Below are 14,334 nucleotides of genomic sequence, written 5' to 3'. Positions count from 1 at the left end.
ATGGCTGACCTCTGGGCGGACTACCTCTTCCCCCTCATCATCATGCTCGCGCAGAGCGTGCTGTTGCTCGTCGTGCTTCTGGTGGTGATCGCCTACATCCTCTACGCGGATCGCAAGATCTGGGCGGCGGTTCAGATCCGGCGCGGCCCGAACGTGGTCGGGCCCTGGGGCCTGCTGCAGTCCTTCGCCGACCTTTTGAAGTTCGTTCTCAAGGAGCCGGTCATTCCGGCGGGCGCCAACAAGGGCCTGTTCCTGCTGGCGCCGCTGGTGACCGTGACGCTGGCGCTTGCCGCCTGGGCGGTGGTGCCGGTCGCCGACGGCTGGGTGATTGCCGACATCAACGTCGGCATCCTCTACATCCTGGCGATCTCGTCGCTCGGCGTGTACGGCATCATCATCGGCGGCTGGGCGTCCAACTCGAAGTATCCCTTCCTGTCGGCGCTTCGGTCGGCGGCGCAGATGGTGTCCTACGAGGTGTCCATCGGCTTCGTGATCGTCACCGTGCTGATGTGCGCAGGGTCGCTGAACCTGACCGAGATCGTCAACGCGCAGCAGACCGGGCTTGCCACGGCCATCGGACTGCCCTGGCTGACGTTCCTGAACTGGTACTGGTTGCCGCTGCTGCCGATGTTCGTGATCTTCTTCGTGTCGGCGCTGGCCGAGACCAACCGTCCGCCCTTCGATCTGGCCGAGGCCGAGTCGGAGCTGGTCGCCGGGTTCATGGTCGAGTACGGCTCCACGCCCTACATGATGTTCATGCTCGGCGAGTATGTGTCGATCGCGCTGATGTGCGGCCTGATGACCATTCTCTTCATGGGCGGATGGCTGCCGCCGTTCGACTTCGCGCCCTTTACCTGGGTGCCGGGCGTCATCTGGTTCGCGCTCAAGGCCCTGCTGGTCTTCTTCATGATCGCCATGGCGAAGGCAATGGTCCCGCGCTACCGCTACGACCAGCTCATGCGTCTCGGCTGGAAGGTGTTCCTGCCGCTGTCGCTGGCGATGGTCGTGATCGTTGCCGCGGTTCTCATGGCGATGGGCTGGGCTCCGGGCAGCGCGTGAGCGGATGATGGAGAGGTGACATGTCGATTTCGATTGCCGGACTGATCGGTGCGGCCATCGGCCTCTACCTGGGGTGGATCGACTACAAGATCGTGAGCGGTGTGCTGCGCGGTGTCGCGCAGAAACAGCGCCGGAAGACCGGACGGCCCGGACTGCTGGAGCGGTACGAGACGCTGGTAAGGGGAGTGCTCCTTGCCTTCGCGCTGATCGGTTTTCCTCTGGTCGGCTACTTCGCCGGCCAGTCCATCGCCGGCTGAGCCGGACGAGTGATTTCACCGGGGTTCGCCTGCAACGCGGCCCCGCCAAAGAACGGGTTCGAGGGAAACCGCCGGGGATGGCGGGACCTTCGGGAAACATGGAAACGAGGCCAGACGTCATGGCACTTCAACAGGCTGCCAAGTCGCTCTTGCTGAAGGAGTTCGTCTCCGCCTTCTTCCTGGCGATGCGCTACTTCTTCAAGCCGAAGCCGACGCTCAACTACCCCTTCGAGAAGGGGCCGGTCAGCCCGCGCTTCCGTGGTGAGCATGCCCTGCGCCGTTATCCGAACGGCGAGGAGCGCTGTATCGCCTGCAAGCTGTGCGAGGCGATCTGTCCGGCGCAGGCCATCACCATTGAGGCCGGACCGCGCCGCAATGACGGCACGCGTCGCACGACCCGTTATGACATCGACATGGTGAAGTGCATCTACTGCGGCTTCTGTCAGGAAGCCTGCCCTGTGGACGCCATCGTCGAGGGGCCGAATTTCGAGTTCGCCACGGAGACCCGTGAGGAGCTCTACTACGACAAGGCGAAGCTGCTCGCCAACGGCGACCGCTGGGAGCGGGAAATCGCCAACAACATCGCGATGGACGCGCCCTACCGCTAAGGGCGGGCGCGGTGGACGCGGCGGACGGGCTGGTCTAAGACGAGCCCGGTCCGCAGGGAGCGCGTCGCAAGGAAGATTGGGGACCGACGGCCATGCCCTGCCGGGGACGCAGGCCGGTCCTGCCCGCGAGGACGCCATGGCGCCGTTTCAGGCGCATGTGTCTGCGGGGTTTGCGCAACGCGGCCTGAGCCGCAACTTGGCCATTGACCGACGGGACGCGAACACGGATGTGACGCGGCCCACGGTTGCTGAAAACGGGACCTGCTCTGTCGGGTCCGGACGAAACGGGGACAGGGGCACACCGAGACATGGTACTGCAAGCCGTCTTTTTCTACCTCTTCGCGGCAGTCGCGGTGGCCTCCGCCTTCATGGTGATCGCCTCGCGCAACCCCGTGCATTCCGTCCTGTTCCTCATCCTGACGTTCTTCAACGCCGCGGGTCTGTTCATCATGCTCGGGGCGGAGTTCCTGGCGATGCTGCTCGTCGTCGTCTACGTCGGAGCGGTGATGGTGCTGTTCCTGTTCGTGGTGATGATGCTCGACGTTGATTTCGTCGAACTGCGCCAGGGCGTCCTGCAGTACGTGCCGATCGGAGGGCTGATTGGCCTGATCCTGCTGGTCGAGCTTCTGCTGGTGCTCGGAACCTGGGTCATATCTCCGGATATAGCCGCGCATACGGCGGCGCCGGTCGCCGCGGTCGGGGAGGGCTCCAACCTGCGCGGTCTCGGCGAACTGATCTACACCCGCTACATCCTCTACTTCCAGACGGCCGGCCTCGTGCTGCTCGTCGCCATGATCGGCGCGATCGTCCTGACGCTGCGCCACAAGGAAGGGGTGAAGCGGCAGGATATCTCCGCCCAGGTCGGGCGGACCCGCGAGTCCTCGGTCGAGGTTCGCAAGGTCGAAACCGGCAAGGGGATCTGACGGTCCCCGCCGCATCGCTTTCCGGCCGCGCCGCAATCGTGGTGCCGGCCGCCCAAGTCACATTCGGGAGCATCACGAGGCGCCCATGGAAATCGGTCTGTCACATTACCTGGCGGTCGCAGCCATCCTGTTCACGATCGGGATCTTCGGCATCTTCCTCAACCGGAAGAACGTCATCGTCATCCTGATGTCGGTGGAGCTGCTGCTTCTCTCGGTGAACCTCAACCTCGTGGCGTTCTCCTCCTTCCTCGGCGACATGGTCGGGCAGGTCTTCGCGCTGCTGGTGCTTACGGTCGCCGCCGCCGAGGCCGCCATCGGTCTCGCCATCCTCGTGGTCTTCTACCGCAACCGCGGCTCGATCGCGGTGGAAGACGTCAACATGATGAAGGGCTGAGCGAGCGATGTATCAGGCAATCCTGTTTCTGCCCCTGATCGGCTTCCTCGTCGCCGGCCTTTTCGGACGGGCGATCGGCGCGAAGGCGAGTGAATATGTCACCTCGGGACTGATGATCGTCGTGGCGCTCCTGTCGTGGGTCACCTTCCTGACCGTCGGCTTCGGCGAGGGCCATGCCACAAGCCAGGTGCTGTTCCGCTGGATGAACTCGGGCGACTTCAATGTCGACTGGTCGATCCGGGTGGACACGCTGACCGCCGTCATGCTGGTGGTGGTCAACACGGTGTCCGCGCTCGTGCATGTCTATTCCATCGGCTACATGCACCACGATCCGCATCGGCCACGCTTCTTCGCGTATCTGTCGCTGTTCACCTTCGCCATGCTGATGCTGGTGACCTCCGACAATCTGCTGCAGATGTTCTTCGGTTGGGAGGGCGTCGGTCTCGCCTCCTACCTGCTGATCGGTTTCTGGTTCAAGAAGCCTTCCGCCAATGCGGCCGCGATGAAGGCCTTCGTCGTCAACCGTGTCGGTGACTTCGGCTTCATCCTCGGCATTTTCGGCCTCTTCTACCTGTTCCAGACGACCGACTACGATACGCTCTTCGCCCAGGCGAAGGCGTTCTCCGAGGCCGAGCCCAAGGTCGTGCTCGACTTCTTGGGCTACCAGCTCACGCAGCAGGGCGCTCTGACGGCCATCTGCCTGCTGCTGTTCATGGGCGCCATGGGCAAGTCGGCCCAGTTCCTGCTGCACACCTGGCTTCCGGACGCCATGGAAGGCCCGACGCCGGTCTCCGCGCTCATTCACGCCGCGACCATGGTGACCGCGGGCGTGTTCATGGTGGCGCGCCTGTCGCCCATCTTCGATCTTTCTCATACGGCGCTGACGGTGGTGACGCTGTTCGGCGCGACGACGGCCTTCTTTGCCGCGACGGTCGGTCTGGTGCAGAACGATATCAAGCGCGTGATCGCCTATTCGACCTGTTCGCAGCTCGGCTACATGTTCGTGGCGCTCGGCGTCGGCGGATATTCGATCGCCGTCTTCCACCTCTTCACGCATGCCTTCTTCAAGGCGCTCCTGTTCCTCGGCGCGGGCTCCGTGATCCACGCCGTCTCCAACGAGCAGGACATGCGCAAGATGGGCGGGCTGCGCAAGCACATCCCGATCACCTACTGGAGCATGGTCATCGGTACGCTGGCACTGACCGGCTTCCCGCTGACCGCCGGATACTTCTCCAAGGACGGCATCATCGAGGCGGCCTTCGTGGGTCACAACGCCTTTGCCCAGTACGCCTTCTGGATGACCGTGGTGGCCGCCGGGATGACCTCGTTCTACTCGTGGCGCCTTGCCTTCATGACCTTCCACGGCAAGCCGCGCGCTTCGGTGGACGTGATGAAGCACGTTCACGAAAGCCCGCTGGTCATGACCGTTCCGCTCTTCGTCCTGTCGGTCGGTGCGCTGTTCGCCGGCGCCGTCTTCGCGGGGCCCTTCATGGGGCACCACTACGAGGAGTTCTGGAAGGGCGCGCTCTACATCTCGGAAGAGAACGAGATCCTGCACGCCATCCACGAGGTGCCGTTCTGGGTGAAGGCCTCGCCCTTCGTGATGATGGTGGCGGGCCTGGCGCTTGCATGGCTGTTCTACATCAAGTCGCCGGACATTCCGGGCAGGCTCGCGGAGCGGCATCAGGGGCTGTACCAGTTCCTCCTGAACAAGTGGTACTTCGACGAGCTCTATGACGCGATCTTCGTTCGTCCGGCCATGTGGATCGGCCGCCAGCTCTGGAAGCGTGGCGACGGAACGGTGATCGACGGCCTCGGTCCGAACGGCGTCGCCGCCCGTGTCCAGGACGTGACGTCCTGGGTCGTCCGGCTGCAGACCGGATATCTCTATCACTACGCATTCGCCATGCTGATCGGCGTCGCCGCGCTGATCACCTGGTCCATGTTCTCCGTCGGGGGCGCTCACTGATGAGCAACTGGCCGCTTCTTTCCATCACCACCTTCCTGCCGCTCGTTGGAGTGTTCTTCATTCTCCTCGTGCGGGGCGACGATGATGGTGCCAAGGACAACATGCGCCGGGTGGCGCTGATCACCACGGTCTTCACCTTCGCGATCTCCCTGTTCATCTGGGGCGGGTTCGATCCCTCGAACCCGGGCTTCCAGTTCCAGGAGAGCCGCGACTGGCTCGGTGGCAGCATCGGCTACCGCATGGGCGTGGATGGCATCTCGATGCTGTTCGTCATCCTGACGACCTTCCTGATGCCCTTCTGCATCCTGGCGAGCTGGAAGAGCGTCCAGGTCCGCGTGAAGGAGTACATGATCGCGTTCCTCGTGCTGGAGACGCTGATGATCGGCGTGTTCTGCGCGCTCGACCTGGTCATGTTCTACGTCTTCTTCGAGGCCGGCCTGATCCCGATGTTCCTCATCATCGGCGTGTGGGGCGGCAAGCGGCGTGTCTACGCGAGCTACAAGTTCTTCCTCTACACGCTGCTCGGCTCGGTGTTGATGCTGATCGCGCTGATGGCGATGTACTGGGACGCGGGCACGACCGACATTCCCGCGCTGATGCAGCACGGCTTCCCGGCCGGCATGCAGACGTGGCTGTGGCTGGCCTTCTTCGCCAGCTTCGCGGTCAAGATGCCCATGTGGCCGGTGCACACCTGGCTGCCGGACGCGCACGTGGAGGCACCGACCGCCGGTTCGGTTCTGCTTGCCGCGATCCTGTTGAAGATGGGCGGCTACGGCTTCCTGCGGTTTTCGCTGCCGATGTTCCCGATGGCGAGCGAGATGTTCGCGCCGATGGTCTTCACGCTCTCCGTGATCGCGATCGTCTACACCTCGCTGGTGGCGCTGGTGCAGGAAGACATCAAGAAGCTGATCGCCTATTCGTCGGTCGCCCACATGGGCTACGTGACCATGGGCATCTTCACGATGACGGAGCAGGGCGTGCAGGGTGCGCTGTTCCAGATGCTCTCGCACGGCATCGTGTCCGGCGCGCTTTTCCTGTGCGTCGGCGTGATCTACGACCGGATGCACACCCGCGAGATTTCCGCCTATGGCGGCCTGGTGAACAGGATGCCGTTCTATGCGGTCGCCTTCATGATCTTCACCATGGCCAACGTCGGACTGCCGGGCACGAGCGGTTTCGTCGGCGAGTTCCTGACGCTCATGGGCGCGTTCCAGGTCAACACTTGGGTGGCCCTGATCGCCACGAGCGGCGTGATCCTGTCGGCCACCTATGCACTCTTCCTGTACCGTCGGGTGGTGTTCGGCGCCCTGGACAAGGAAAGCCTGAAGTCGATCCTCGATCTCAGTGTGCGTGAGCGGGTCATCCTCGTTCCGCTCATTTTGCTCACCATCTTCTTCGGCTTCTATCCGGCCCCGATCCTCGACGTCACCGCGGCGTCGGTGGATGCGCTGGTTCAGAACTACCACGCGGCGATCGAGGCGGCAGACCAGTCGACCGCCCTGCTGACGCAGTAAGGCCCGAGGACACGAGACGACATGAACGCCTATTCCCAACTCCCGGACCTCGCGCCCGCCCTCTCCGAGCTCATGCTCGCCGCCGGCGCGCTCGCTCTGCTCATGCTTGGCGTGTTCGGCGGGCGGCGGATCACGCCGTATGTGACGGCTCTCGCCGTCGCGCTGCTTGCGGTTGCCGCCTTGCCGCTGCTGCTGCCGGCCGAGTTCGGCATCGTCGCCGGAACCACCTTCCACGGTGCCTTCGTGCTCGACGGTTTCGCCCGGTACATGAAGCTGCTGACGCTGCTCGGTTCGGGTTTCGCCATCGCCATGTCGGTGGCCTTCGCCCGCAACGAGCATTTCGAGCGCTTCGAGTATCCGGTGCTGATCGTGCTGGCCACGGTCGGCATGATGCTGATGCTCTCGGCGAACGACATGATCACGCTGTATCTCGGCGTCGAGCTGCAGTCGCTGGCCCTTTACGTGATCGCCGCCTTCAACCGTGACAGCATCCGCTCCACCGAGGCCGGCCTGAAGTACTTCGTGCTCGGTGCGGTGTCCTCGGGCATGCTGCTCTACGGCATGTCGCTGGTTTACGGCTTCACCGGCCAGACGGGCTTCCCCGAGATCGCCTCGACGATCGCAGGCCACGGCGGATCCTCGCTCGGCCTGATCTTCGGTCTGGTCTTCGTGCTCGCCGGTCTGGCCTTCAAGGTCTCGGCCGTTCCCTTCCACATGTGGACGCCGGACGTCTACGAGGGTGCGCCGACGCCGGTGACCGCGTTCTTCGCGGCCGCGCCGAAGATCGCGGCCATGGGCCTTCTGACCCGTGTCGTCGTCGATGCGTTCGAGCCGGTCACCCATGACTGGCAGCAGATCATCGTCTTCATCTCCATCGCCTCGATGGTGCTCGGCGCTTTTGCCGCGATCGGCCAGAAAAACATCAAGCGCCTGATGGCCTATTCCTCGATCGGCCATGTGGGCTTCGCGCTTGTCGGTCTCGCGGCCGGCACGGAGCAGGGCGTCGTGGGCGTGATCATCTACATGACCGCCTATCTGGCCATGACGCTCGGCGCCTTCGCCTGCATTCTCTCCATGCGCCGCAAGGAGGGCATGGTCGAGGAGATTTCCGATCTGGCCGGCCTTTGGAAGACCAACCGGCCGATGGCCGTGCTGCTGGGCATGATCATGTTCTCGCTCGCCGGCATTCCTCCCTTCGTGGGCTTCTTCGCGAAGTTCTATGTGTTCCTGGCGGCCGTCCAGGCGGAGTTGTATCCGTTGGCGGTGATCGGCGTCCTGGCCTCGGTTGTCGGCGCCTTCTACTACCTTCGCGTGGTCAAGGTGATGTTCTTCGACGAGCCGACGCGGGCCTTCCTGCCGATGCCGGCGGAGCTGAAGTTCACTCTTGCCGTGTCGTCGGCCTTCGTGCTGCTGTTCGTCTTCTTTGCCGGGTCGATCACGGAGATGGCCCAGGCCGCCGCGGGGACGCTGTTCTGAGCTTAGAAATCTCATTTGATGGTGTGATGCGGGAGGTCGCAGGCCTCCCGCATTTGCGTGTCCGGGCCCTCGCCGAAGTCGGGTCGACCAACGTGCTTGCCATGGAGGCCGCCCGTGCGGGTGATCCCGGCGGGCTCTGGATCCTCGGCGGGCGTCAGGTCGAGGGGCGCGGCCGGCGCGCACGGCCCTGGGTGTCCGAGCCGGGCAATCTCTACGCAAGCTATCTCGTGCTCGATCCGGCTTCCGGCGACAGGCTCGCCCAGCTTCCGCTTGTCGCCGCGCTCGCGCTTTCCGAAGCCGTCGATGAAATGTGCGGCACATATGCCCTTGCGAAACTCAAGTGGCCGAACGATCTGTTGGTGGACGGCGCGAAGATCTCGGGCATCCTGCTTGAGGCCACCTCGCTCCCGAATGGTTCGCGCGCGGTCGTCATGGGCTTCGGGCTCAATCTCGTCCATCATCCGGATCTGGCCGACTACAGGGCAGCGGATCTCGCCGGCCTCGGCTATCAGGTGGACGTCGGACAGGCTTTTGCCGCGCTTGCGGGTTCCCTGGAGCGCAGGCTCGTCAGTTGGAATGGCGAAGCCGGTGGTGACCGGTTGATAGCCGACTGGCAGGCGCGTGCGACCGGCCTCGGCAAGGCGATCCGGGTCCGTTTCGACAGTGGCGAAACGCATGGAATTTTCGAGGGGCTCGACGAGATAGGGCGCCTCAGGCTTCGCCTCAAGGACGGAACGTTGACAAGCGTGTCCGCGGGCGACGTGTTTTTCGGAAACGGTTCCTGACGCGCGACGTGCGCGACGGAGAGCCTTCCAACGACATGACCAGAGCGGCGGGGGAGGGGCGCGATGTCGCGCCGCCCCGCCTTTGACAGAACCATGCGCCGCCGGCTCCCCTCACCGGCGGTCGCGCCCGCTTGCGGGCATCAACAGGAGAACACAATGGCGAGCAAGAAAGAGCTCGTTTTCGTCGCGCTTGGCGGGCTTGGCGAAATCGGCATGAACATGGCGCTCTATGGCTACGGCACGCCGCGCAACCGGCGCTGGCTGATGGTCGATTGCGGCGTCACCTTCGCCGGGCCGGAACTTCCGGGCGTGGATGTGGTGGTGCCGGACATCAGCTTCATCGAAAGCCAGCGCGACCGTCTCGACGGAATTGTCATCACCCACGCGCACGAGGATCACTACGGCGCGATCCTGCAGTTGTGGCCGCGCCTTCAGGCGCCGCTCTACATGACGCCCTTCACGGCCGGGATGCTCGCGTCCAAGGCGGCTGGCGAGCCGGGGGCGCCCGACGTCCCTGTGAACGTGCTTGCCCAGGGCAGCCGCAAGCAGATCGGAGCCTTCGACGTCGAACTCGTGGCGATGTCGCACTCGATTCCGGAGCCCTGCGCCCTGGCGATCCGCACGGAGGCGGGCACCGTCGTGCATTCGGGCGACTGGAAGATGGATGCGACGCCGGGGATCGGGAAGCCCATCGACAAGGCGCGCCTTGCCGAGATCGGCGAGGAAGGGGTGCTGGCGCTCGTGTGCGACAGCACGAATGCCGTGCGCGAGGGCCGCAGCCCCAGCGAGGCGGATGTCGCCGGCGGCATGATCGAGGTGATCCGCAGCGCCAGGAAGCGCGTCGCGGTGACGACATTCGCCTCCAACGTCGCGCGCATTCGCTCGGTCGCGCTTGCCGCCAAGGCCTGCGACCGGGATGTCGTCGTGATGGGGCGCTCCATGCACCGCGTGATCGAGGTGGCGACCGAACTGGGGTATCTCGACGGGCTTCCGCCGTTCCTGGGGGAGGATGCCTATGGCTACCTGCCGCCCGAACGCTGCCTGCTTTTGCTGACGGGCAGTCAGGGCGAGGCACGTGCGGCGCTTGCGCGTATCGCTTCCGGTGACCACCGGAACGTGGCCCTGTCGAAGGGCGACACGGTGATCTTTTCCTCGCGTACCATTCCCGGCAACGAGAAGGGGGTGGGTGCCATCGTCAACCAGCTTTCCGACGCGGGCGTGCGGATCGTCTCCGACAAGGACGCGATGGTCCATGTTTCGGGGCATCCGCGCCGGGACGAGCTTGTCGAGCTCTACGGGCTGGTGAAGCCGCAGACGCTCGTGCCGGCCCATGGCGAGCCGCTGCACCTGAAGGCTCATCACGACCTTGGCGTCGAACAGGGGATTCCCGTCGTCGTGGCGGCACGCAACGGCGACATGGTTCGACTGGCACCGGGAACGCCTGATATCGTCGAGACCGTTCAGGTCGGGATCGAGGTGCGCGACGGTCTCATCACCGGCGATCCGGAAGAGACGGGCACGAACGAGCGGCGAAAGCTCTCGCAGGTCGGCTCGGTCGTCGTGACGGTGCTTGTCGATGCCAGGGGCGAGATCGTCAGCGAACCGCAGGCGGCACTTTTCGGCCTGCCGGAGGCCTCGCGCGAGGGAGACGATCTGGAGGATCTCGTGATCGACGAGGTGATTTCGGCGCTCAAGAGCATTCCGAGGAACCGGCGCAAGGATCTTGATCTTGTGGCGGAATCGGCTCGCCGTGCGGCACGTGCGGCCATTCGCGACTGCTGGGGCAAGAAGCCGCTCACGGAAGCGCTGGTCTTTCGCGTCTAGGGTGCGGCCGCATAAACGAAGCATGTCCGGCGTGAAAACGGCAAGGAGATGCAAGGAGAAGCGCGCCGGTACATGTGACCAATTGGCGTCTGGTCGGGTCCGGCCGTGTCTGGCAGGACTTTGTGAACCAGCATGAGGAGGAAGGCATGATAGGACGGTTGAACCATGTGGCGATCGCGGTCCCGGATCTCGCCGCGGCGACGGCCATGTACCGGGATACGCTCGGTGCCCGGGTGTCCCAGCCTCAGCCCGAGCCGGATCACGGGGTGACGGTGGTTTTCATCGAACTGCCCAACACGAAGATCGAACTGCTCGAGCCGCTTGGGGATGCCTCGCCGATCACGGCCTTCCTCGAACGCAGCCCCTCGGGCGGCATCCATCATGTGTGCTATGAGGTCGAGGACATCCTTGCCGCCCGTGACCGGTTGCTCGAGAAGGGCGCGCGGGTGCTTGGAAGCGGCGAACCGAAGACGGGCGCGCATGGCAAGCCCGTGCTGTTCCTGCATCCCAAGGACTTCAACGGCACGCTCGTGGAACTCGAGCAGGTCTGATCTAGAGTGCGTGCGGCGCCGTTTGAACAGGGCGCCGTTGCCAGGGAGAACCGGGCGCCTTGTCGCGCCCCCAGTTGCAAGAGAGCGGAACGGTCGTGTCCATCATCTCCGGCCTTGCCATCTATTTCATCGTCTGGTGGATCGTGCTCTTCGCGGTCCTGCCCATAGGAGTCGTCACCCAGGAGGAAAAGGGCGAGGTTGAACCCGGGACGGTCGCCAGCGCTCCCTCGGCTCCGCGCCTCTGGATGAAGGCGCTGCTCACGTCCGTGATCGCCGGCATCGTGGTAGCCTTCCTCTACTGGGTGATCGCGTTGTCGGGGCTGACCCTCGATGATTTCCCCTTCAAGCCGCCGAGTGGCTAGGGTGCGGCGCTTGTCACGGGCGCGCGACAAAGCTATGGAACGTTTCAGGCAACAGGATTGCGCGGGCCGGTCAGGGCGGCGCACGTTTCGCGAAGGGAATGCCCTGGCGGAGCGAAGCAGGCGAACCAACGGAAGAGACAGGCGCTATGGGCGACTTTGAACGTGTGCGCACCCACATGGTCGACAACCAGCTCCGGACGAATGACGTCACGGATCTGAGGATCCTGGACGCGATGGGAGAGCTGCCGCGTGAGCGGTTCGTCCCCTCGGCGAAGCGTTGCATCGCCTATTCGGACCAGGACGTGCCGCTCTCGGCCGGTGACGGGCAGCGCTTCCTGATGAAGCCGCACATCTTTGCCAAGCTTCTGCAGCTTGCCGACATCGGAAGCGACGACGTCGTCCTGTGCGCGGGATGCGCGACCGGTTATTCGGTTGCCGTGGCGTCCCGCCTTGCCGGATCCGTGGTCGGGATCGAGAAGGACCCGGAAACGGTCGAATCGGCTTCCGCGCTTCTCGTCGATCTCGGTATCGAGAACGCGGCGGTCATCGCCGGCGATCCCGCCACGGGCGGTGCGTCCGAAGGGCCCTATGATGTGATCCTCGTCGATGGAGCGGTGGAGGTGCTGCCTCAGTCCCTGACGGCGCAGCTCAAGGACGGTGGGCGTCTCGTCGTGGTCGAGGGCCGCGGTGGCGCGGGCGTTGCCAAGATTTACGTGCGCTCCGGCGACGTGGTGTCTGGCCGCTTTGCGTTCAACGCCTCGATCAACCTTCTTCCGGGTTTCGAGAAGGCGGGGGAATTCGTGTTCTGAGCATTTGCTGGGAGCATGCGAGAGAATTTCAAGGGACGGTCCGGTCGGATCGTCCCTTTTTTCTTGCCCGTTTGCGGGAACGGCTTTTGACGCAGGGTCCGCAGATCAGGAGTGTTGCGCATGGGTCGCAATGGTGCGCGAATGCGGCACCGATACATTTTCGACGGTTGTCTCATCGCCCCCACCCGATAACAGTACGCTCGAAGAATGGTCCTTTGCGGCCACCAGACCTATTGGTCACGTGGACACCGCGTGGTGAAGCAAGACAGGTTGCCCGTCCGCCGGCTCGGCGGGTGCGGGAGAATAAAGACCGCGGCTTCGTATCGACAGGCAGGGAAGTGACGGATCCCAGGGATCCGCGTCAAACATGGTTCGCCGGCTGGCTCCGTTGCCGGAGCGCTGGAACGAGTGGACAGGGGTTTCGAACGTGAAGCGGACACGATCTTGGATTCTTGCGGCCGCACTTGCGTCCGCGGCGATCGCGGTGCCGGAGGCCGCGTGGTCGCAGTCGATCAGTGAGGCGCTCGCGAAGGCGTATCAGGACAATCCGACCCTCAATGCGGCCCGCGCCGAACTGCGGTCCGTGGACGAGCAGGTGCCTCAGGCCCTGTCCGGCTGGCGGCCGCAGATCTTCGGGTCTCTCGACGTTGGCGGCGTCTATTCGAGTTCTTCGCCGGGGCAGGACAGCTACAACAACACGGCGACCGCCGCCTTGCAGGTTTCGCAGGCGCTCTTTCGTGGCTTCAGGACCGTGAACTCGACACGCCAGGCGGAAGCCATCGTGCGGGCGCAGCGCGAGAGCCTTCGCTCCACCGAGCAGAGCGTCATGAACAACGCGGCGACGGCCTACATGGACGTGATCAGCTCCACGGCGATCGTGTCGCTGCGCCGTTCGAACCTCAAGTTCCTGGCCGAGCAGGTGCGCGCGGCTCAGGATCGCTTCGAGGTGGGCGAGGGGACGCGCACGGACGTTTCGCAGTCCCGGGCCCGTTATTCCGAGGCCCAGTCCGCGCTCAACCTGGCGCTGGCCAATGTGAACACGGCACGGGCAATCTACCGTCAGGTGGTCGGCTCGGATCCCAAGACCCTGTCCGCCCGCACAAACATCTACTCCCAGCTTCCCAAGAAGCTGGACCCGGCGTTGAAGATGGGGGCTGCCGAGCATCCGGCGATCCTGTCCGCCCAGCATCTCGTCGACGCGGGCAGCTTCGCGGTGAAGACGGTGGAAGGCGAACTGCTTCCCACGGTGACGCTTGAGGGCAACCTTGCCCGGCAGTGGAACCCGCCGTCCTCGCGTGGCATCGACACGGTCGATTCGGCCAGCGTCTATGGCCGCGTGAGCATTCCGATCTATCAGGGTGGCGCGGTGTCGTCGCGGGTGCGTCAGGCCAAGGAAGACCTCGGCCGCGCCCGCATCCAGCTTGACGTTGCGCGCGATCAGGTCCGTGCGGCGATCGTGTCCGCCTGGGGTCAGTATCAGGCCGCCGTGGCCTCGATCACCGCCGCGCAGGATGCGGTTTCCGCGAACCAGCTCGCCCTCGAGGGCGTCATCGAGGAGCAGCGCGTCGGCCAGCGTACGACGCTTGACGTCCTCAACGCCCAGCTCGAGCTCGTCAACAGCCGCGTCAACCTCATCGCCGCCGAGCGTGACCGTACGGTTGCCGCCTATGCGCTGATGTCGGCAATCGGCAGCCTGACGGCTGACAAGATCGGCCTTGCCGTCGCCCGCTACGACGACAAGAAACACTACAAGAAGGTGCGCAACAGCTGGTTCGGCCTGACGACGCCGGACGGTCGCTGACA

14 protein-coding genes are annotated in these 14,334 nt (G+C 64.4%); all 14 read left to right on the top strand.

The genetic code is table 11. The annotated features are described in order from the left end of the window. The 14 genes from nuoH (at position 1) to ACYX4S_RS09645 (ending at position 14,332) form a co-directional block, all read left to right on the top strand. On the top strand, positions 1 to 1,059 hold the full coding sequence (gene nuoH, locus ACYX4S_RS09710) for an NADH-quinone oxidoreductase subunit NuoH (RefSeq protein WP_293723459.1): 1,059 nt from the start codon (positions 1 to 3) through the stop codon (positions 1,057 to 1,059). Positions 1,060 to 1,079: 20 nt separating this feature from the next. After that, positions 1,080 to 1,316, top strand: a complete 237-nt coding sequence (locus ACYX4S_RS09705) for a hypothetical protein (protein ID WP_422068611.1) — start codon at positions 1,080 to 1,082, stop codon at positions 1,314 to 1,316. A 119-nt stretch (positions 1,317 to 1,435) separates the two neighbouring features. Continuing rightward, positions 1,436 to 1,924, top strand: a complete 489-nt coding sequence (nuoI, locus tag ACYX4S_RS09700) for an NADH-quinone oxidoreductase subunit NuoI (RefSeq protein ID WP_293723117.1) — start codon at positions 1,436 to 1,438, stop codon at positions 1,922 to 1,924. Positions 1,925 to 2,232: 308 nt separating this feature from the next. Beyond that, a complete protein-coding gene (locus tag ACYX4S_RS09695; protein ID WP_476362754.1) occupies positions 2,233 to 2,847 on the top strand; it encodes an NADH-quinone oxidoreductase subunit J in 615 nt (204 codons plus the stop codon). Between the two features lie 85 nt (positions 2,848 to 2,932). After that, a complete protein-coding gene (gene nuoK / locus ACYX4S_RS09690; protein ID WP_293723121.1) occupies positions 2,933 to 3,241 on the top strand; it encodes an NADH-quinone oxidoreductase subunit NuoK in 309 nt (102 codons plus the stop codon). A 7-nt stretch (positions 3,242 to 3,248) separates the two neighbouring features. Further along, positions 3,249 to 5,210 (top strand): NADH-quinone oxidoreductase subunit L, encoded by a 1,962-nt coding sequence (gene nuoL / locus ACYX4S_RS09685; protein ID WP_476362753.1) that lies wholly within the window; start codon positions 3,249 to 3,251, stop codon positions 5,208 to 5,210. Then, complete coding sequence (locus tag ACYX4S_RS09680) at positions 5,210 to 6,724, top strand: NADH-quinone oxidoreductase subunit M (RefSeq protein WP_476362752.1); 1,515 nt, start codon at positions 5,210 to 5,212, stop codon at positions 6,722 to 6,724. The genes nuoL and ACYX4S_RS09680 overlap by 1 nt, the downstream gene beginning before the upstream one ends. A 21-nt stretch (positions 6,725 to 6,745) precedes the next feature. After that, the gene (gene nuoN / locus ACYX4S_RS09675; protein WP_293723129.1) at positions 6,746 to 8,200 is read left to right on the top strand and encodes an NADH-quinone oxidoreductase subunit NuoN; all 1,455 of its coding nucleotides are present in this window, start codon (positions 6,746 to 6,748) and stop codon (positions 8,198 to 8,200) included. Between the two features lie 26 nt (positions 8,201 to 8,226). Further along, complete coding sequence (locus ACYX4S_RS09670; RefSeq protein WP_476362751.1) at positions 8,227 to 8,985, top strand: biotin--[acetyl-CoA-carboxylase] ligase; 759 nt, start codon at positions 8,227 to 8,229, stop codon at positions 8,983 to 8,985. A gap of 156 nt (positions 8,986 to 9,141) precedes the next feature. Next, positions 9,142 to 10,809 (top strand): ribonuclease J, encoded by a 1,668-nt coding sequence (locus ACYX4S_RS09665; protein WP_476362750.1) that lies wholly within the window; start codon positions 9,142 to 9,144, stop codon positions 10,807 to 10,809. 146 nt (positions 10,810 to 10,955) lie between these two features. Further along, positions 10,956 to 11,360 carry a methylmalonyl-CoA epimerase gene (gene mce / locus ACYX4S_RS09660; RefSeq protein ID WP_422070325.1) on the top strand — a complete coding sequence of 135 codons (405 nt, stop codon included), beginning with the start codon at positions 10,956 to 10,958 and terminating at the stop codon, positions 11,358 to 11,360. A 95-nt stretch (positions 11,361 to 11,455) separates the two neighbouring features. Beyond that, the gene (locus ACYX4S_RS09655) at positions 11,456 to 11,722 is read left to right on the top strand and encodes a DUF1467 family protein (RefSeq protein ID WP_293723136.1); all 267 of its coding nucleotides are present in this window, start codon (positions 11,456 to 11,458) and stop codon (positions 11,720 to 11,722) included. A 146-nt stretch (positions 11,723 to 11,868) separates the two neighbouring features. Continuing rightward, a complete protein-coding gene (locus tag ACYX4S_RS09650; RefSeq protein WP_476362749.1) occupies positions 11,869 to 12,531 on the top strand; it encodes a protein-L-isoaspartate O-methyltransferase family protein in 663 nt (220 codons plus the stop codon). A gap of 367 nt (positions 12,532 to 12,898) precedes the next feature. Beyond that, the gene (locus tag ACYX4S_RS09645) at positions 12,899 to 14,332 is read left to right on the top strand and encodes a TolC family outer membrane protein (RefSeq protein ID WP_476362748.1); all 1,434 of its coding nucleotides are present in this window, start codon (positions 12,899 to 12,901) and stop codon (positions 14,330 to 14,332) included. Positions 14,333 to 14,334: the final 2 nt, after the last annotated feature.

The organism is Stappia sp. ABD4_338 (assembly GCF_056312175.1).
The sequence above is the reverse complement of the archived record's forward strand: the minus strand, read 5'-3'. Positions and strand labels throughout refer to the sequence as shown.